The 19,109-nt window shown below is 70.2% G+C and carries 18 protein-coding genes; 2 read left to right on the forward strand and 16 right to left on the reverse strand.

The window, feature by feature from the left end:
* Positions 1 to 5 precede the first annotated feature (5 nt).
* From J2847_RS05320 to J2847_RS05380, 13 genes are all read right to left on the reverse strand, one after another.
* Positions 6 to 1,130 carry an efflux RND transporter periplasmic adaptor subunit gene (locus J2847_RS05320; protein ID WP_209777701.1) on the reverse strand — a complete coding sequence of 375 codons (1,125 nt, stop codon included), beginning with the start codon at positions 1,128 to 1,130 and terminating at the stop codon, positions 6 to 8.
* A 34-nt stretch (positions 1,131 to 1,164) separates the two neighbouring features.
* Positions 1,165 to 2,451 (reverse strand): enterobactin transporter EntS, encoded by a 1,287-nt coding sequence (gene entS / locus J2847_RS05325; RefSeq protein WP_209777702.1) that lies wholly within the window; start codon positions 2,449 to 2,451, stop codon positions 1,165 to 1,167.
* A 134-nt stretch (positions 2,452 to 2,585) separates the two neighbouring features.
* Positions 2,586 to 4,589, reverse strand: coding sequence for a TonB-dependent receptor domain-containing protein (locus tag J2847_RS05330; protein ID WP_233474301.1), 2,004 nt, complete (start codon positions 4,587 to 4,589; stop codon positions 2,586 to 2,588).
* Positions 4,590 to 4,874: 285 nt separating this feature from the next.
* Positions 4,875 to 6,488, reverse strand: a complete 1,614-nt coding sequence (locus J2847_RS05335) for a PepSY-associated TM helix domain-containing protein (RefSeq protein ID WP_209777704.1) — start codon at positions 6,486 to 6,488, stop codon at positions 4,875 to 4,877.
* Positions 6,489 to 6,528: 40 nt separating this feature from the next.
* Positions 6,529 to 6,837: a hypothetical protein gene (locus tag J2847_RS05340; protein WP_209777706.1), complete on the reverse strand. Its 309-nt coding sequence runs from the start codon at positions 6,835 to 6,837 to the stop codon at positions 6,529 to 6,531.
* 3 nt (positions 6,838 to 6,840) lie between these two features.
* Positions 6,841 to 7,122 carry a hypothetical protein gene (locus J2847_RS05345; RefSeq protein WP_209777707.1) on the reverse strand — a complete coding sequence of 94 codons (282 nt, stop codon included), beginning with the start codon at positions 7,120 to 7,122 and terminating at the stop codon, positions 6,841 to 6,843.
* A gap of 269 nt (positions 7,123 to 7,391) precedes the next feature.
* The gene (locus tag J2847_RS05350; protein WP_209777709.1) at positions 7,392 to 8,321 is read right to left on the reverse strand and encodes an SMP-30/gluconolactonase/LRE family protein; all 930 of its coding nucleotides are present in this window, start codon (positions 8,319 to 8,321) and stop codon (positions 7,392 to 7,394) included.
* Positions 8,318 to 9,847 (reverse strand): tripartite tricarboxylate transporter permease, encoded by a 1,530-nt coding sequence (locus tag J2847_RS05355; protein WP_209777710.1) that lies wholly within the window; start codon positions 9,845 to 9,847, stop codon positions 8,318 to 8,320. Before J2847_RS05355 ends, J2847_RS05350 begins: the two co-directional genes overlap by 4 nt.
* 45 nt (positions 9,848 to 9,892) lie before the next feature.
* Positions 9,893 to 10,399 carry a tripartite tricarboxylate transporter TctB family protein gene (locus tag J2847_RS05360; RefSeq protein WP_209777712.1) on the reverse strand — a complete coding sequence of 169 codons (507 nt, stop codon included), beginning with the start codon at positions 10,397 to 10,399 and terminating at the stop codon, positions 9,893 to 9,895.
* Between the two features lie 67 nt (positions 10,400 to 10,466).
* Positions 10,467 to 11,432: a Bug family tripartite tricarboxylate transporter substrate binding protein gene (locus J2847_RS05365; protein WP_209777714.1), complete on the reverse strand. Its 966-nt coding sequence runs from the start codon at positions 11,430 to 11,432 to the stop codon at positions 10,467 to 10,469.
* Between the two features lie 62 nt (positions 11,433 to 11,494).
* Positions 11,495 to 12,145 carry a 2-dehydro-3-deoxy-6-phosphogalactonate aldolase gene (locus tag J2847_RS05370; protein ID WP_209777715.1) on the reverse strand — a complete coding sequence of 217 codons (651 nt, stop codon included), beginning with the start codon at positions 12,143 to 12,145 and terminating at the stop codon, positions 11,495 to 11,497.
* Positions 12,138 to 13,160, reverse strand: coding sequence for a 2-dehydro-3-deoxygalactonokinase (locus J2847_RS05375; RefSeq protein ID WP_209777717.1), 1,023 nt, complete (start codon positions 13,158 to 13,160; stop codon positions 12,138 to 12,140). The genes J2847_RS05370 and J2847_RS05375 overlap by 8 nt, the downstream gene beginning before the upstream one ends.
* Positions 13,124 to 13,957 (reverse strand): IclR family transcriptional regulator, encoded by an 834-nt coding sequence (locus J2847_RS05380; RefSeq protein ID WP_209777718.1) that lies wholly within the window; start codon positions 13,955 to 13,957, stop codon positions 13,124 to 13,126. The genes J2847_RS05375 and J2847_RS05380 overlap by 37 nt, the downstream gene beginning before the upstream one ends.
* Before the next feature lie 319 nt (positions 13,958 to 14,276).
* On the opposite strand from J2847_RS05380, the gene J2847_RS05385 reads away from it, so the two are divergent.
* Positions 14,277 to 15,053 (forward strand): SDR family NAD(P)-dependent oxidoreductase, encoded by a 777-nt coding sequence (locus J2847_RS05385; RefSeq protein WP_209777720.1) that lies wholly within the window; start codon positions 14,277 to 14,279, stop codon positions 15,051 to 15,053.
* Between the two features lie 63 nt (positions 15,054 to 15,116).
* Here the strand turns inward: J2847_RS05385 and J2847_RS05390 are convergent, their stop codons facing one another.
* The 3 genes from J2847_RS05390 to J2847_RS05400 form a co-directional block, all read right to left on the reverse strand.
* Positions 15,117 to 15,773: a DUF882 domain-containing protein gene (locus J2847_RS05390; RefSeq protein WP_209777722.1), complete on the reverse strand. Its 657-nt coding sequence runs from the start codon at positions 15,771 to 15,773 to the stop codon at positions 15,117 to 15,119.
* 100 nt (positions 15,774 to 15,873) lie between these two features.
* Positions 15,874 to 16,851 carry an alpha/beta hydrolase fold domain-containing protein gene (locus tag J2847_RS05395; RefSeq protein ID WP_209777723.1) on the reverse strand — a complete coding sequence of 326 codons (978 nt, stop codon included), beginning with the start codon at positions 16,849 to 16,851 and terminating at the stop codon, positions 15,874 to 15,876.
* A 108-nt stretch (positions 16,852 to 16,959) separates the two neighbouring features.
* On the reverse strand, positions 16,960 to 18,072 hold the full coding sequence (locus J2847_RS05400; RefSeq protein ID WP_209777725.1) for a malate/lactate/ureidoglycolate dehydrogenase: 1,113 nt from the start codon (positions 18,070 to 18,072) through the stop codon (positions 16,960 to 16,962).
* 32 nt (positions 18,073 to 18,104) lie between these two features.
* On the opposite strand from J2847_RS05400, the gene J2847_RS05405 reads away from it, so the two are divergent.
* Complete coding sequence (locus J2847_RS05405) at positions 18,105 to 19,109, forward strand: C-terminal binding protein (protein WP_209777726.1); 1,005 nt, start codon at positions 18,105 to 18,107, stop codon at positions 19,107 to 19,109.

Genomic DNA, 19,109 nt, shown 5'->3' on the forward strand with positions numbered 1-19,109 from the left:
TCCCCTCAGCCCAGCGTCTCAGGCACGACCGGCTGGCCGGGGCGCAGCCCCTCGTTGCCCTGCACGACGACCAGATCGTCGGGACGCAGGAAATCGCCGCCGTCGGGGGCGGCGATCTCGACCCAGCCGCCGGCATGGCGGCCGGTGCGCACCTCGACCGGCCGGGCGGTGGCCGGGGCGCCGTCGCCGCCCGATCGCACCACCCAGACGCGGGCGCCGCCGTCGGCCTTGCGAACCACCGCGTCGGCGGGGACCTGCAAGGCCGCGTCGTCGCGGCCGTGGTCGAGCGCGAAGACCACGCGGGCCGACATGCCCGGCATCAAGGCGCCCGTCGGGTTGGGCAGGCCGATATGGACCAGGAAGCTGCGGCTGACCGGATCGGCGGCGGGGACGATCCGCTCGACGCTGGCCGCGATGCCCCCGGCTCCGTCCCGGTTCCCGCCGCTGCCTTCGGCGGCGAGGACGGTGACGGGGGTGCCGGCGGCGATGCGGCCGAAATGGCGTTCCGGCACCGCGACGTCGACGCGCAGCGGGTCGGTACCGGTCAACCGCAGCACGGCGCCGCCGGTGCCGACCCATTGGCCGCGCTCGGCCTGGCGGCCGGTGACGGCGCCGGCGAAGGGGGCGGCCAAGGTGTGGTGCCGCAACCGTTCGCCCTGGATGGCGACGGCGGCGCGCAGCTGGCTGACGCGCGCCTCCTCGATGGCGGCCTGCGCCGTCTGGGTCTGCGACTTCGAGCGTGAAACGCTCTGGGCCCCGGCCAGCGTCTCCGCCTCGCGGGCGAGGCGCCGGGCGTCGCGGTGGAGATGCTCGGCCTCGCGCAGGGCGTGCTGGAGCCGTTCCAGCTCCAGCCGCGCCACCGTGTCGTCGAGCCGCAGCAGCGGCTGCCCGGCCTCGACCCGGTCGCCGGCCTCGACCAGCAGCTCGGCGACGTGGCCCTCGACCTGCGGGGTCAGCGCGCTGCTGCGCGGCGCCACGAGGTTGCCCGGCAGTTGCAGCGTCTGGCGCAGCGGGGCGGCGACCACCGCCGCGACCTTCACCCGCATCTGCGCCGCCGCCGGAACGGCGGCGGCCGGCAGGACCAGCAGGCCCAGGGACAGGCACAGGATGGTCGGCAGCGCGGGCTTCATGATGCGGTTCCGTGGAATGGTGAGGTGGTTCGGTTCAGTCGCCCTGCGCCCCGGCCAGCGCCGGGTTGGCCAGCGCCGGGTCGGTCAGCGCCGGGTCGGTCAGGGGCGCCCGCCGCACGGCGGGGAGCAGGGCGGTCATCAGCCCGCAGAGCGCCAGCGCCGACAGGCCGAACAGCAGGATGCCCCCGGCCGGCGACAGCAGCGTCGCCAGCAGGCCGAGGCCGAGCGTTCCTGCGCTGTCGCCGAAGACGTCCTGCGCGGTCCACAGGCTGTTGACGCGGCCGAGGAAATGGTCGGGCGTGTGGCCCTGCACGATGGTGTATTGCAGCAGCGAGGCGATCGAGACCGCGTAGCCGAACAGCACCAGCGCCGGCAGCGCGACGAACAGGCTGCCGCCGGCCCCCAGCGCCGTCACGCAGGCGAAGGCGCCCATGCACACGAGGCTCATGGTCAGGCCGGGCCGCGCCACGCGCGTCGCCCAGCCGCTGAGCGCCGCCCCCAGCGTCGCCCCGACCGGCACCGCCGAATAGAGCAGCCCGACCGCGAAGGCGCCGCCGCCATAGACGTCCTGCGCCAGCGCCGGGAACAGCACGCGGATGGCGGTGGTGAGAGTCATCAGGCTGCCGAGCCCGACCACCCCCAGCACGACCGGGTGGCCGAACAGGAAGCCGAAGGCGTCGGCCAGCATGCGCAGCGGGTGCCGGATCTCCCCGGCGTCGGGCATCATGCGCGGCAGTCCCAGCAGGGTCAGCACGGTCAGGCCGGTGCCGACGGCGGTGCCGACATAGGCCCAGCCGACCCCGGCCGAGGCGATGACCAGCCCGCCCAGCGCCGGCGAGACGATGGTCGCGAAGCGCATGGTCAGCATGCCGAGCGCGCGGGCCTGCATCAGGTTCGCCCGCCCGACGATGTGCGGCATCGCCGCCATCAGGGCGTTGACGCCGAGCGCGCCGAAGAAGCCGTCCCAGAAGGACAGGGCGTAGACCGCCGCCAGCGACGGCGACGGCAGAAAGCTGTTGACCGCCAGCCCGACGAATCCCAGGCCGCAGACGCTGCGCGCGATCAGGATCAGGCGGCGGCGGTCGTGCCGGTCGGCGAGCACGCCGCCCAGCAGCAGGCCGATGAACATGCCGACGCCGTCGCAGGCCACGGCCAGCCCGACCGCGGCGCTGGAGCCGGTCATCCCGTAGACCTGGACCGGCACCGCCACCGCCAGCAGCCCGAGCCCGAGCAGCGAGATCGTGCGGGCGACCAGCAGGCGGCGGAACTGGACGTTGGTCCGCAGCAGGCTGCAATCGACGAAGAGGTTCGACAGCGTCATCGGCCAAGCTCCGCCGCGTTCGGTGTTGGGTATGGAAAGGGACGCGGCCCCATCCCGCCGCCGGCCAGGATGGGGAACCGGAACAGGACGTTCGGGACGGGGCCGCGAGGCGGTGCCGGATCGGAACCGCCGGATCAGAACCGATAGTTGGCGCTGACGTAGTAGTTCCGCCCCAGCTCGTGGGTCTGGAAGCGCGGGGTCTTCTCGGTCAGGATGACGTTGGTGATGTTCTTGACGCCGGCCTGGAGGCGGATGGCATCGTTGACGTCGCCGGTGACGCCGAGGTCGAAGGTGGTGTAGCCCGGAACCTTGTTGGTCACGTTCGTGCCGCCTTCGAACTGCGGGCCGGTGTAGTGGGCCGACGCCGCCACGCTCAGTTCGTCGAGCGCCTGCCAAGTCAGGGTGCCGTGGGCCTTGTGCGCCGGACGGTTCTCCAGCGTGCCGCCGGTGATCTTGTTCTTGGCGTGCAGGTAGGCGTAGTTGCCGTTGAAAGTCAGGCCGGAGACGATGTCGAACGAGCCGGCGATCTCCAGACCGCTGAGATCGACCTTGTTGATGTTGGTGTAGTTGCGTTGGACAAGGACCGGATCATAGGTCGGGTCGATCATGTCCTTGACCTTGTTCTTGAAGACGACGGCGTTGACGTCCCAGGTCTTCTCGCGGATCTCGAAGCCGACCTCGTAGTTGGTGCTCTCTTCCGGCTTCAGGTTCGGGTTGCCCGAGAGGAAGCAGCGGCCGCCGCAGCTGATGACCCGGTATTCCGGGTTGAGCTGGTAGGCGTCCGGCGCCTTGTAGCCCTGGCTGACGCCGGCCTTCAGCGACATCTTGTCGGTGACGCGGTAGACGACGTTGGTCCGGCCGGTGAACTGGCCGCCGAAGATCTCGTGGTGGTCGTAGCGGCCGCCGACGGTGACGATCAGCGCGTCGGTCAGGTTGACGGCGTCCTGGAGGTAGGCCGCCTTCTGCGTGATCTCCGACTTTCCGCTCACCACGTAGGTGGCGGGATCCTCGATGGTCTGCTTGCGGTACTCGGCGCCGGCCGTCAGGTTGTTGAAGCCGAGCGCGAAGTTGGTGCGGCCGTGCAGGAACAGGTTCTTCTCGGACAGGGACCGTTGCCGGGGCGCGTTGTAGCTGGAGTTGTAGTCGTCGATGTCGGCGTTCTCGTAGTTCGCCTCCAGCATCGTGGTGCCCCAGCCCCATTTGCCGGTGTGGCTGAGGGCGAAGGTGTTCCGCTTGACGTCCTGGTCGCTGTAGGACGGGACGGCGTCGTAGATGTTGTACGGGCGTTCGTCGTGGTTGTAGGCGTAGGAGAAGTCCAGGATCTGGCTCTCGGTCGCCTCCCAGCGCAGCGCGGTCCGCATGTCCTTGAGATTCTTCTTCTCGTAGATCGGGACGGTGCCGTTGTTCTTGGAGCCGTGGTACCAGGGCTGGCGGTTGTACAGCTCGCCGGCGATCGAGGCCGACAGCTTCTCGGTGATCGGGCCGGCGCCGTACAGATTCAGGCGATACTGGTTGCCGTCCTTGCCGGGATCGACCAGACGGTATTCGGCGCCGACGCTGCCGGTCCATTTGTCGGACGGCTTCTTGGTGATGATGTTCACCACGCCGCCCATGGCGTCCGAGCCGTAGAGCGCCGACATCGGGCCGCGCACCACCTCGACCCGCTCGATCGCCGACAGCGGGACCGCGTGGTAGTCGAAGTCGCTGCCGCGCCACAGGGCGTCCGACGAGGAGATGCGCTTGCCGTCGACCAGCACCAGCGTGTAGTTGGCGCCCAGGCCGCGGATCACCACCTCGTCGCGGCCCAGATTGTCGGCGTTGTCGTTGATGCCGACCGTCTGGCGCAGGATGTCGGGCAGGCCGTTGGACGGGCCCTTGTTCTCGATGTCCTCCGACGTGATGACGGTGGTGAAGGCCGGCGCGGTCAGCGTGCTCTGCTCCGTGCCGCTCGCCGTCACCGTCACCGGCCCCAGCGTCTGGGTGGCCTGCGACGCATCGCCCTGGGCGAGCGCCGCCGGGCTGAGGCCGGCCAAGGGACCCGCCACCGCCGCCGCGATCAGAATCTTGCCAAGCCCGGCGCCCGCCGTTTCCGCGCGCGCCTCTTCCTTTGCACACGCCCCCGCTGTGCAGTCGATCATGTCCGTTTACCCCTGTTTGATGCACTTAATAACGCAAATGCGAATCAATCGCATATTCCCGCAGTGCTTGTTATCTCATATCCATTTTCGCAGCAAGGATTATGACGTTCGGCTTCGAAATAAATTTGCAATCCATTGCGCTGAAAATCCGCTCCTCGAAAAACGGATGCTTCATCAGAGCGGTGGAACAGGCATCTTCACTGTCGAAGTCACAGGGGCGGCCAAACCCAGCCATCCGTATCGACCAATCTATATTAGATAATTTTTATGGATTGTCGGTTTTGGTCATTCGGCTGCTTTCATGCCAACAGGGCTGGCGATTCCCGACCAGACGCTGTCGCGCGGCCCCTGCTGGACGCGGCGTCCGGTGGCGCGCGCCAGACCGGCGAACCCGGCGGCGCCGGCCAGCGCGACCAGATCGACGGCGATCAGGTCGGCGGAGGCCCACAGTCCCAGGCCGGGCACGGCCAGGGCCAGCAGGCTGGTGAGGGGAATGGCGGCGGTCGTGGCGGCGGCCATCCACAGCAGCTCGCTTCCGGCCCGGGCGGCGCCGCGGGCGAAAGCCCAGGCGCAGGAGGCGAGGAACACCGCGTAGTAGACGCCGTAATGCCAGGCGTTGAGGTCGGTCACGAGGCCGTTCAACCATTTTCCGGCGGCGATGGTCAGGGACAGCCCGCCGACGCAGCCCAGGCAGACGCCGACGGTGCCGGCGGCGAGCAGGGCGGTCGAGCGGCTCTGCGTCACCGGCCCGCCGGCCCGCCGCTCGGTCCTGCGGCGCGATTCGATCCACAACAGGTTGCCCGAATAGAACAGGAAGGCGCCCGCCAGACCGAGGAGGAAGTAGGTCCAGCGCACCACGCCGCCACCGAAGCTGCCGAAATGCAGGGCGAAGAAGGCCGACACCATGGCCGACCAGGAGCCCTGGTGGCCGGGCATGTATTCGGTGTCGATGATGGTTCCACGGGTGGCGCTCATCAGCACGAAGCCCTCGCGGCGCACCAGATGGCGGGGGTCGCGGCCCCAGACGCGCACCGTGGCGCTGCGCGTGTTGGCGTCGTGGTATTCCAGGGCGATCGGGGTGAAATCCGGGGAGAGCGCCTTGGCGCGCGCCAGGAATTCGGTCGGCGGCAGCATGGCGGCCGGCGTCGGATCCTTCCTCACCGCGCGGAAGGGGCTGCTCTCCATCATCACCGCCCGCATCCGCCCGCCATAGACCGCCTCGTCGAGCGCGTCGTAGATCTGGTCGTGCAGCCCGAACACCACCGCCGACAGGGCGATGACGATGTGGAAGGGCAGGCTGACGATGCCGACGATGTTGTGCGCGTCGAGCCACATCCGCTTCAGGTTGCGGCCGACCCGCAGGACGAGGAAATCCTTGACCAGCGAGGGCAGCAGCACGATGACGCCGGAGACCAGCGCCACCACGTAGAGCGCGCTCGCCACCCCGGTCACCATGGTGCCGATGTCGAGGTCCCCGGGAATGCCGACGGTGCGGTGAACGATGTCAACCAGCATGCCGACCCCCGACGGATCGAGCTGCTCGATCCCGACCGTGCCGTCGGGCTGGAGCGTCGCCGACCAGGGGGCCGGATCGTAGCGCATCGCCTCCCAGATCAGGCGCAGCGGCTGTTCCCCGGCCACGCCGCCGTCGCCGTGCTCCAGCGCCAGCGTGAAGTCCTTCGCCGCGTTGGGGCGGAGCGCCAGGGTGGCGGCGATCAACTCGTCGGCCCGCTCCAGCGCCAGCGGCGTCACCGCGGAGGGCGGCGTGACCCAGCGCTCCAGCGGTTCCTTGAACATGGTCAGGGCGCCGGCGTAGAAGGCGATGAACAGGATCAGCCCGGTCACGATGCCGGTCCAGCTGTGGACCGTCCGGTAGAGGCGGACAATGTCGGCGCGCATGGGCGGGCTCTCCGGAATTCAGGCCGTCGGGGGCGGGCGGTCATTGGGCGAGGGTGCGGGCGGCGTGCAGCGCGGCGTAGGCGAGCAGATTCGCTCCCCCCAGCCAGAGCCAGGCGCGCAGGCCGCTGCGGAACAGGAAGCAGAAGCTGACGACGCCGAGCCAGACCGGCGCCACCATCCACATGTTGAACTGGATCTTGTTCAGCGCCCCGGGACCGCCGGGACCGGCCCAGGCGAACAGGCCGGAGATGGCGATCGCCAGGGTGAAGCCGAGCAGCGTGCCGGCCAGGCTCTTGCTCCACCAGTCGGGGCGGATGGGCGGACGGGCGCGCGGGGTGGCGGCGGTCATCGCTCACGCCCTCTTCGACAGGACGGGCAAGGCGACGGCGACGAAGGGCAGGGCGGTGAACAGCGCCATCGCCACGGTCAGGCTGGTGAACAGCGCCGTGACCGGATGCTGGACCATCGACCACAGCAGGCCGCCGGACAGCAGCGCCATGCCCCCGACGAGGCGGCCGGGCCAGGCCGGCCAGGTCTCCCTCACCCATTGCTGGCGCGGCGCCGCGAGGTACACGCTGAGCGCGCCGGCGGCCGTGCAGGCAAGGGCCAGAAGTTGAATGATGGCGTCAGCCATGGAATCCGCCTCCACGCGAACCGCGACCGTTTCAAGCGATGAACATTCCAGCCCTTCTGCCTACTCCTGGCTGAAATCGCAAGTGATTCTTAATTGCGTGTGCGGTGCGTCATGGTGCCGCGGATGGTTCGCCGGGGAAACCGTGGCGGCGGAATCTCCGGCCGGCTCCGTTGGCCGGGATGGCGGCCGCAATGGAAAAAGGGCCATGACCGCCGCCGGTCATGGCCCTTCCGAGGGGATGGAACTGGTCTTTTCCCCGGCTCCCCGATTCAGCGGGTCAGGCGCGGTTCGGGCAGGCCCTGGGCGCCGGGATCGAACATCAGGACGCGCCCGCCGTGCGGATCGTCGGCCAGATCGGCCGGGCCCCGGCTGAGCGAGGTGACCAGCAGCGTCCGCAAGTCCTCGCCGCCGAAGGCGCACATGGTCGGCTTGCGCATCGGCACCTCGATGCGGCGGTCGAGCTCGCCGCGCGGGGTGAAGCGCTTGATGCAGCCCTCGTCCAGGCAGCAGATCCAGTAGCAGCCGTCGGTGTCCACCGCAGCACCGTCCGGCCGCCCGGTCATCGCCCGCATGTCGACGAAGGGGCGCCGGTCGCCGGCGGCGCCGGCGTCGGGGTCGTAGTCCCAGGCCCAGACCATCCGCACGTCGCGGTGGGTGTCGGACGCGTAGAGCGTCCGCCCGTCCGGGCTGAAGGCGGAGCCGTTGGGGATGATGAAGCCGGCCAGCCCGGTCTCGACCAGCCCCTCGGCGCGGGTGAAGCGGTACCACGCGCCGGACGTGTCGCCCTGCGTGATGTCCATCACCATGCCGGACACCCACAGCCGCCCCTGGCGGTCGCAGCGCCCGTCGTTGAAGCGCATGCCCTCCTTCGGGAAGGGGCTGTCGGCGAGGCGGGTGAGCACCGCCTCGCCGCCGGCCTTCGGCAGTTCCGCGTCGAAGAGGCCGGTCTGGCAGGCGACCACGACTCCGCCATCCGGGCCGGCATCCGGCCGCAGCACGAGGCTGCCGACCAGTTCGGGCAGCGTCCAGTCGCGCCGCACGCCGCTGGACGGATCCAGCCGGTGGATGCGGCGGCCCGGGATGTCGATCCAGGTCCAGGTGCGGTGGTCGGCGTCCCAGACGGGATTCTCGCCGTTGCCGTTGCGGAGATCCGGTTCGATGACCGAATCGAGGCCGATGGTGGTGACGGCGACGGTCATTTCGCCGGTTCCGCCCGTCCCGTGGCTCCCCCGCCGGACGCCGCCGCCCGATCGGCCCGCCAGCGCTTCACCAGCGGCAGCAGCATCGTCAGGATGGCGACGGTCAGCAGGATCGCCGTGATCGGCCGGCTGTAGAGGAAGTCGTAGCTGCCGCCCGACAGCGACAGGGCGCGGCGGAAGTTGGCCTCGGCCATCGGCCCCATGATCAGCGCCAGCACCACCGGCGAGGCGGGGAAGTCCCATTTCTGCATGAAGTAGCCGGCGACGCCGGCGGCCAGCATGATGCCGATGTCGAACAGGCTGTTGTTGATGGCGTAGGTGCCGACCACGCAGAGCGCCAGGATGACCGGCGTCAGCACCGACTTCGGCATCTGTAGGATGCGGCCCATGAAGCGCAGCGAGCCCAGCCCCAGCACCAGCATGCCGACGTAGCAGAAGATCATGCCGGCGAAGAGGGTGAAGACCAGATCCGCGTGTTCCTTGAACAGCAGCGGCCCCGGCTGAAGCCCCTGGAGGGTCAGGGCGCCCAGCATCACGGCGGTCACCGCGTCGCCGGGGATGCCCAGCGTCAGCATCGTCAGCAGCGCGCCGCCGGTGCAGCCGTTGGCGCCGGCCTCGCAGGCGGCGACGCCGCCCAGCTCACCCTTGCCGTAATTCTCCGGCGTCTTGCTGAAGCGTCGGGCCTCGTTGTAGGCGACATAGGCGGCGATGTCGGAACCGGCGCCGGGAATGATGCCGATGACGATGCCGAGCACCGAGGAGCGCGACACGACGCCGAGCAGCGCCTTGTAGGTCGCCCAGGGCGGAATGATGCGGCCCAGCGCCGCCGCCATGCCGAGCCGGACCTTCGGGTCCTCCAGCGACTTGAAGGCTTCGGCGGCGGCGAACAGACCGATCATCACCGGAATGAAGGGGACGTTGAACAGCTCGGTGTAGCCGCCGGTGAAGCGCGGGAAGCCGCCCATCGGGTCGAGCCCGACGGTGGCGATCAGCAGGCCGAGGAAGCCGGCGATCAGCCCCTTGACCACCGACTTGCCGGAGATGCTGGCGATGATGCTGAGACCGAAGACGGCGAGCGCGAAGCTCTCCGAGGCGCTGAACTCCAGGGCGAAGCCGGCGAGCACCGGCGCCAGGAAGATCAGCACCAGGATGCTGGCCATGCCGCCCAGGAAGGAGGACAGGGTGGCGGTGCCGAGAGCGATGCCGGCCATGCCCTTCTTGGTCAGCTCGAAGCCGTCCATGGCGGTGGCGGCGGCGGCCGGCGTGCCGGGGATCTTCAGCAGGATGGCGGTCACCGACCCGCCATAGACGCCGCCGAAGAACACGCCGGAGATCATCAGCAGGCCGGACACCGGATCCATGCCGAAGGTGAAGGGCAGCAGGATGGCGACGCCCATCGTCGCGGTCAGGCCCGGAAGGGCGCCGATGACGATGCCGAGCGCGACGCCCACGAGGGAGAGAAGCAGCGCCATCGGGTTGGCGGCCAGCGTCGCGACGCCGTTCATCAGCATGCCGAGTTCATGCATGGCGGCGCTCCTTCGTGGTCATGGGGGTGGAATGGAGGGCGAGGGTCATTCGAACAGGCTCCCCACCGGCAGCGGCACCCCGAGGGCGCTCTGGAAGGTGACGTAGATCAGGGCGGTCACGGCGACGGCGATCACCGGATTCCACAGCGGGCTGCGCTGGCCCATCAGCCACATCAGCGCGGCCATGTAGACCACCGTGGCGAGGGCGTAGCCGACATAGGCCATGGCGACCAGGCAGACGGCGGTGGCGAGGATGCCCAGCGCCACGCCGACATAACCGATCACGCCCACCGGCGGGGTGTCGTCGACGATCGTCGGCATGCGCAGCGTGTTGGCGATCAGGATCAGGCTCAGCACGATCAGCATGGAGGCGTGGATGACCGGGAAGCGGGCCGGGCCGACGTCGGCGGCCAGCAGGGTCTTGGGGAAATCGCCGGTGGAGGCGATGGCGGCGGCGGCCACCGCGATGAGAATGACGGCGATCACCAGATTGGCGATCTTGGTGGACAAGGGCGCGCCGGCCCCGCCGCCCTGGACAGGTGCGTTGCTCATGTGTCGGACTCCTCAGGAAGAAGCGGCGTCCCGGCGGCTCCGCACCGACGGGACGCCGCAACCCCTGTTACTTGGCCATGCCGAGCTTGGTCATCAGGTCCTTGAAGAAGGCGTTGTCCTTCTGCATGGCGGTGCCGAACTCCGGACCGTCGGCGTAGGCCCAGGTCAGGTTCATCTTGGCGAGCTGCTCACGGAAGGACGCCTCCTCGGCCGCCGCCTTGCTGGCGGTGCGCAGGGTGTCGACGATCGCGGCCGGGGTCTTCTTCGGAACCACGATGCCGCGCCAGGTGGCGACTTGCAGGTCGATGCCCTTCTCCTTCAGCGTCGGGACCTCCGGGAAGGCCTTGGAACGCTCGTCGGCCATCACCGCCAGCATGCGGAGCTGGCCGCCGGCGACCTGGCTCGACACCTCGGCCGGGCTGACCGAGACCGCCTCGATGTGACCGCCCAGCAGGGAGGTCACGGCCGGGTTGGCGCCGTCGAACGGGATGTGGTTGAAGGTCAGGCCGGTCCTGTTCTGCAACGCCTCGGCGGCGAGGTGCCAGATGGCGCCGGTGCCCGAGTTGCCGATGCGGACCTTGCCGGGGTTCGCCTTGGCGTCGGCCAGGAACTCCTCGATGGTCTTCCAGGGGGCGTCGGCCTTGACGGTGATGGCGCTCGGCTCGGCGTTCAGGCGGGCGATCGGGGTGAAGTCGTCGACCGAGAAGCGGGCGACGCCCAGATGCGGCAGCAGGGTGATTTCCACCGTGCCCATGCCGACCTTGTAGCCGTCGGCGCGCGCGGCCATGATCTCGGTCAGGCCGACCGCGCCGCCGCCGCCGGTCTTGTTGACGACGCCCATCGACTGCGGCAGGTGCTTCTTCACGGCGTCGGCGTAGGCGCGGGCGACCAGATCGGTGCCGCCGCCGGCCGCGTACGGCACGGTCAGCTCGATCGGCTTGGTCGGGTACTCGGCGGCCTGCGCGCCGACCATCAGGCTGGCCGAGGCCAGGGCACCGACGACGGCGCCGGTCAGAAAGCGATAACCCTTCATAAGCGTTCTCCCAGGAACTTTGCTTGGTGGAGGACAGAAAAGACAGGCGGACGGCGTTGCCGTCAGCGCGGGTTCAGCGCCGTCCAGGACGCGACGAAGGCGTCGGCCCGTTCGGCGATCTGTTCGGTGGTCATGCCCGGCTTGTAGAGCGCCGATCCCAACCCGAAGCCGGCGACGCCGACCTCCAGGAAGGGCTGCATGGTGTCGGGGGCGATGCCGCCCACCGGCAGCAGGCGGGTGCCGACCGGCAACACGGTGCGGATCGCCTTGACGATGGTCGGGTTGATCTGCTCGGCCGGGAACAGCTTCAGCGCGTCGGCGCCGGCCGCCAGCGCGGCGAAAGCCTCGGTCGCCGTGGCGACGCCGGGCACGCAGGCGAGGCCGGCGGCCTTGGCGGCGCGGATCACCGCGGTGTCGGCGTGCGGCATCACCACCAGATCGGCGCCGATCTCCTTGAGGCGGGCGACCTGGGCCACCTCCAGCACGGTGCCGGCGCCGACCAGGGCGTCGCGCGGCAGGATGCGGCGGATGGCGGCGATGCTGTCGAACGGATCGGGCGAGTTGAGCGGCACCTCGATCAGCCGGAAGCCGCGCTCGTAGAGGGCGCGCGCGGCGTCCTCGCACTCGGCGGGCTTCAGGCCGCGCAGGATGGCGACCAGCGGCAGGGCGGCGAAGGCGGCGTCGACGCGTGCCTTCAAGCTATCGTCAGACATGGGTGTCCTTTCCGGCCGGCGGCGCGATCAGGCCGGCGGCGATGGCGAACTGGAACAGGCCCCTGGGGGCGGTGTTCTCGAGCCGGGCGGTGGGCTCGATGCCGAGCAGGCCCAGGCCCTGGACGTAGCGGCGGCACAGCGCGCCGTCGCCGATCAGCAGCAGCGGCCGGCCGCTGCCGGGCGCCGCGCCCCCCAGCGCCGCGCCCGTCCGGGCGAGGCCGGAGATCATCTCGTGCCCGATCAGCAGGCCGGACAGGAAATCCTTCAGCAACTCCGGCGCCATGCGCTTGGTGATGCCGAGCGTGCGCGCGGCGAAGATCTGATGGGTCAGGTCGCCCGGCCCGCTGGCCCGCGCCGCCCGGACGCCCTCGGCGAAGGCGGCGTCGCGGGCCTCCGCGCCGGCTTCCACGTCCGTCGGCATCAGGCGCCCGAGGATCGAGTGCTTGGTCAGCACGGCGAAGACCTCGCCGGTCATGTAGGTGGCGAAGCGGGTCATCCGCCCGTCCCGGATCTGGACCCATTTGGAGTGGGTGCCCGGCAGCACCATGCAGGATTCGCGCGCCCAGTCGGGGCGGTCGGCCAGCACGCCGGCGATCTGGATCTCCTCGCCGCGCAGGATGTCGGGCGGCGCGTCGGGCGGGGCGTAGGTGACGCCGGGTGCTATGAGGATGCGGACGCCGGCCGCGCTGTCCACCGCGATGGCCCTTGATGCCAGCGTGCTGGTGTCGGCCGGGCAGGCGACGTAGGGCGCCTCGGCCCAGCCCTGGGCGCTGCCGACCATGCCGCCGGCCACCACCGGCACGCTCGCGTTGGCCGCCAGCCAGTCGCCGCACAGGCCGGCGAAGGCCTGCTCGAAGCCGGGCAGGCCGGGCTGCGGCAGGTTCTGGATGCCGTGCGCGTTGGCGCGCTGGTCCAGCACCGCGCCGGCGCCGTCCATGAGGAATCCACGCAGACTGGAGGTGCCCCAGTCCAGCGCGATTAGGGCAGCCCCGTCGCGCTTCCGTCCTGTTTCCATCCCAATTCCCTTGATATCGCGTCGGCGGCCGCGCGGACGACCGGTCCGAGTTCCGCCATCCGTTCGTCCGGCATGTAGGGCACGGCGCTCGCCACGCTGATCGCGGCGACCACCTGGTTGCTGATGTCGCGGACCGGCGCGCCGACGCAGCGGACGCCGATCTCGTTCTCCTCCAGGTCGAGCACCCAGTCCCGCCGCAGGAAACCCGCCATCAGCTTTTCGTATTTCGGCCAGGGCTGCGGACCGGGCCGGCCACCCACCGTGTCCGGCGCCGTCGCCACCGCGTCGTGCAACTCGCGCCAACGCGACGGCGGCATCCCCAGCATCAGCGCCTTGCCGATGCCGGTCGAAGCCAGCGGCATGCGCAGGCCGACGCGCGAACGCATCTCCAGCCCGCGCGTGCTCGGAATCTTGTCGAGGTAGAAGACCTCGTCGCCGTCGACCACGCCGAGATGGACGGTGTCGCCGGTCCGCTGGGCCAGCGCCTCGATGTGGGGCCGGGCGAGCGCCACCAGCGGGCGCTGTTCCAGCGCCTTCATGCCGAGCTGGATCAGCTTCGGCCCCAGCAGATAGCCCTTGTAGGGGACGTGGTGCAGATAACCCTCGGCCACCAGGCTGTTCAGCATGCGGTGGACGGTGCTGCGCGGCGTGCCCAGCCGCGCCGCGATCCCCTTCACCTCCGTCGTGCCCGTCGCCACGCACTCGATCGCCGCCAGCCCGCGGAGCAGGGTCTGCGTGCCGGCGGCCTGCCGCTTTTCAGGCGTGGCCGGATCGATCGTCTCAGCGGGCCGGGTCATGGGGTCGGTTCTGGTGGGCATTCGTGTCGCCTCGATGACGGGACCTTAGTGGCCGCGTTGTATGTTGTCAAATCCAACATACACGCTACCACATAGTGAGACATTTGTGGATCGGACGATCTGACGCAGCGGTGTCGGGAAACTTGACCCGTTTGCCGTGTCTCCCTAACATCCTGCTGATATTGAGCAATATCTCTCAATATATGAGACATTAGGCGTTTGGTCCGCCGATCGCCCCACGCCGCGTCCAGCCGGACGCAGGGCGGGGGGACGCGGCCCGCGCCTGCGTTTTCCAACGATGGGAAGGAAGGGCTCTCGCATGTTCGGTGATCTGAAAGGCCGGCGCGTTCTGGTGACGGGATCGACCCAGGGAATCGGCTTGGCGGCGGTGGAGGCGTTCGCCCGCCACGGCGCGCTGGTCGGCATGAACGGCCGCAAGGCGCCGGCCGATCTCGACTCGACTCTGGCCCGGTTGAACGCGCTGGACGGCGAGGTCGCCTTCCTGCCCGGCGACGTGTCGTCCAGCGAGGGGGCCAAGCGTCTGGTCGAGGATTTCGTCGCCCGCTTCGGCGGCATCGACGTGCTGATCAACAACGCCGGCGGTCTGGTCGGCCGCAAGCCGCTGGAGGAGATCGACGACGACTTCTTCGACGCGGTGACCGACCTGAACGCGCGCTCGGCCCTGATGGTCACCAAATACGCCCTGCCGCACCTGAGGGATTCGGCGAAGCGGAGCGGCACCACCGCGTCGGTGATCCTGGTCGGCTCGGTCGCCGGCTACACCGGCGGCGGCCCCGGCGCCGGGCTGTACGGCGCGGCGAAGGCGTGGCTGCACAACATTCAGAAGAACTGGGTGACCTTCCACACGAAGGACGGCATCCGCTTCAACACGGTGTCGCCGGGCACCTTCGACACCGCCTTCCACGCGGACAAGGACACCGACACCAAGGCCCGCATCGGCGCCGGCTTCCCGATGGGCCGCTTCGGCCGTCCGGAGGAATGCGCGCCGACCTTCCTGTTCTTCGCCTCGCACGCGTGCAGCGGCTACATCACCGGCCAGATCCTGGACGTGAACGGCGGCCAGTACATGCCCTGATCCGGGCATGGGTCAAGGGCGCGCCCGGTCGCCGGGCGCGCCCTTGCCGATCGGGAGGAGCCTTTACCGCCGGCCCAGAAGCTGGCGGCGGGCCAGCGCGCGGTGGATCGCCCGGCGCTCGGCCATCGTGCGCGGGCGGCCGCGCACGCCGCTGGCGAACAGGCCGTCCAGCCCTTGGCCGAACATTTCCCAATTGCGCACCGGCCCGCTGTCGATGTGCAGGAAATGGGAGCGCGGGTACCAGCCGACCCCGCCGCGCTTCAGGTCGAGCGCGCTGCGGTGGGCGTCGGGCAGGCGCGCCGGAAAGGTGATGTCGAGCGCCCGGCCGAGCAGATGCTGGCTGCGCTCGGCGACCCCGAGGCTCCTGGCCGCCAGCTTGGCGTTGGTTTCCGGGGTGCGGTAGGCCGACAGGATCGACGCCTTGCTCTGGCCGACGATCTCCATGATGTCGGCCAGGAAATCGAGAACCCCGACATCGACCGGCCCGGTCTTGTTGGCGTGGTGGTCGCGCAGCACCTGGGCGAGATCGGCCATGGCGTCGGGCAGCGGGCCGGACTCGTCGCGGTAGGGGCCGTCGAACGTCTCGCCCGTGTGCTCGTTCCGCAGCGACAGCCGGCGCGGGGGCGAGGGCACGGCCAGCGCGCTGCCGGGCAGCAACACCAGGGCGCCGCAAGCGGCGAGCAGATCGCGGCGCTTCAGGGAAAAGGGGATGCGGGGCATGGCCAGGGGATTTTGCTTCCGGAAAGGAACGTCCCCAAACTCGGCAAATTGATTTTAAATCGCAACTGGAAACGTAGGGACCTCTCTCGAAAGGGGACGTTCACGCCGCCAGATGCGCGCGCACCGCAAGGGCGGCGCGGGTGACGGCGCCGTCGGCCGCCTCGACCAGCCGGGTCATGTTGGCGAAGGAGTGGGGCAGGGACTCGTGGACGGTCAGGTCGAAGGGCACGTCGGCCGCCGCCAGCCGCTCGGCCAGCCGCAGGCTGTCGTCGCGCAGGCAGTCGAGCCCGGCGGCGAGCAGCAGCAGCGGCGGCAGGCCGGACAGGTCGGCCAGCAGCGGGGCGGCGCGCGGGTCGCGGGTCGGTTCGGCGTGGCCGAGATACTGCTCCCAGTACCAGCGCATCCGTGCCGTGGTCAGGCCGTAGCGCCCGTCGCCGAAGCGGCGGTGCGAGGGCGTGTGGAAGTCGTGGGCGAACATGCCGTAGAACAGCAGCCCGAAGGACACGCGCGGCTCGCCCGGCGCGCGGGCGGCGAGCGCGGCGCCCAGCGCCAGATTGGCACCGGCGGAATCGCCGCCGACCGCGAGGCGCCCGCCGTCCAGCCCGTGCGCCGCGCCCTCGCGCGCCACCCAGCGCAGGGCGGCCAGAGCCTCGTCGTGCTGGTGCGGGAAGCGGTGCTCCGGCGCCTTGCCGTAGGCGACCGCGACCACCGCCGCGCCGCTGCGCAGGGCGAGCAGCCGCAGCAGCCGGTCGTGGGTGTCCACGCTGTTGACCGCGAAGCCGCCGCCATGGAAATAGACCAGCACCGGCAGGGGACGCTCGTCGATGGCGGGCGGGCGGTAGAGCCTCAGCCGCAGCGGCCCGGCCGGGCCTTCCGTCTCGATGTTGCGGGCGGGGATCGGCGGGGCATCCCGGTTCAGGAAGAGGTGCGCCCGCTCCGCCGCCGCGCGCGCCTGATGGAGCGGCATGGCGAGCGGGTCGGCGGAGACCAGCCCTTGCGCCCGCATCGCCTCGTGCAGCGCCACCACCTGTGGATCCAGGCGGTCGAGCGTGAAAAGCTGGTTGCTGCCGTCCGGCATGGCGTCCTCCCGGTGATCGAGCGATCAGTGGAAAGGACGCTACGCGGCTTTATTTCTACTGTCAATATAGACTATATTTCCAGATAACAGCAAAATTGAAACGTGAAATCATTCCCCCCAGCCATGACCGAGCAAGCCCGCCACGTCCAGTCCGAATCCGCCGCCGATCCGGTGCAGCGCCGCCAGCGTGTCGGGATCGAGCGCGATGCCCTGCTCGGCCACGCGGGCGGCGTGCTCGCGCTCGGGATCGCCGGGGATGCGGACGCGATCGGTGCCGGGGGCGGGCGGCGTGTCCTCCATGTGGTCGAGCACGGCGTCGGTCAGCGCCTGCCAGCCCGGCCCGGCGACGCGGGCGGGGTCGAGGATGAAGGCCAGAGCGTTGTTGACCACCCGGCCCGGCCGCAGATTCTCGGGCAACGCCGGCAACCCGGCGGCGATGGTGCCGGCCAGGATCTCGCAGGCGAGCGCCAGCCCGTAGCCCTTGTGGCCGGAATTCCGCCCGCCGAAGGGCAGGATGGCGCCGGTCGGCTCGCGGAACATCACGCCGGGGTCGCCGGTCGGCCGTCCGTCGGGATCGACCAGCAGGCCGTCGGCCAGCCGTTCGCCCTTCGCGGCGGCGACCCGGCATTTGTTGGCGGCGACGGCGCTGGTCGCGAAATCCAGCAGCAGCGGCGCGTGGTCGGGGGTTTCCGGCACGGCGACGCAGATCGGGTTGGTGCCGAGGCGCGGGCGCGCCCCGCCATGGGGGGCCGCCAGCGGCCGGCTGACCACGTTGACGAAGAAGATTCCGATCAGCCCGGCGGCGATGCACTGTTCGCCATAGGCGCCGACCCGGCCGATGTGGTGGGCGTTGCGCAGCGCCAGGATGGTGGCGCCGCTGCCGGATTTCGCCCGCGCGATCGCCAGATCGGTCGCCTCGCGGGCGATCACCTGCCCATAGCCGACGTCGCCGTCCACCACCAGGAAGGGCGGCTCGTCGCGCAGGATGCGGGCGTGGCGGTTGGGGGTCAGGTATCCGCGCTCCAGGCTGGTCATGTAGACGGCGATCTGGCACACGCCATGGCTGGCGTGGCCCTTGGCGTCGGCGTCGACGAGGTTGGCGGCGACGATGGCCGCCTCCTCCGGATCGCTGCCCGCGCGGCGCAGGATGGCGTCGAGCGTCGCGGTCAGGCGGGCCGGGGAGAAGCGGGCGGCGGCCGGGGTGGTGGAGGACGGGCTCATGGGTTCACTCGCAACGATAAGGCTGGGATGAGATGACGGATGGCAAGCGCTGGGTCGTTGGCGTGACCGACCACATGATGGGGCCGCCGGATCGGGAGGCCGCGGTGCTCGGCGATGCGGTGGAGATCGACTTCTTCGACACGCGCCGCGAGGAGGATTTCGACCCGGCCCGGCTGGCGCGGCTCGACGCGCTGCTGGTCTGGGGGGCGCCGGTGACGCGGCGCAGCGTGCCGCACCTGACGCGATGCAAGGGCGTGGTGCGCTTCGGCGTCGGCTACGACAGGATCGACGTCGCGGCGCTCGCCGAGGCCGGCATCCCCTTCGCCAACAACCCCGATTACGGGACGGAGGAGGTCGCCGACCACGCGGTCGCGCTGATCCTGTCGTTGCAGCGCCGCCTGTGGGAGCATGATTCGCGCGCGCGCTCCTACACGGCGACGTGGCAGACCAACACGCTCACGCCGCTGCTGCGCGGCTCGCGGGCCACGGTGGGCGTGGTCGGGGTCGGGCGCATCGGCACGGCGGTGGTCAACCGGCTGAAGCCCTTCGGCTACCGGATTCTCGGCTTCGACCCGAACCAGCCGGCCGGGCACGAGAAGGCGGTCGGCTACCACCGCGTCCGCCGTCTCGACGATCTGCTGGGCGAATCGGACATCGTGACCTTCCATTGCCCGCTCGACCGTCACACGCGCGGGCTGCTGGACGCCGGGCGGCTGGAGCGCTTCAAGCCGGGCGCCATCCTGGTCAACACCGCGCGCGGCGAACTGCTGGACGGGCTCGACGGGCTGGAGGCGGCGCTGCGCAGCGGGCGGCTCGCCGCCGCCGGGCTCGACGTGCTGCCGAGCGAGCCGCCGGCCGCCCACCCGCTGCTGACCGCGTGGCGCGAGCGGGCCGACTGGCTGGCCGGCCGTCTGGTGGTCACGCCGCACAACGCCTTCCATTCCGACGCCGCCGCCGTCGAGATGCGGACCAACGCCGCCGAGACGGTGCGCCTGTTGCTGGAGGAGGGGGTGTTGCGGAACAGGATTCTGGAGTGA

Origin of the sequence: Azospirillum agricola (assembly GCF_017876095.1) — a bacterium.
Taxonomy (GTDB): Bacteria; Pseudomonadota; Alphaproteobacteria; order Azospirillales; family Azospirillaceae; genus Azospirillum; species Azospirillum agricola.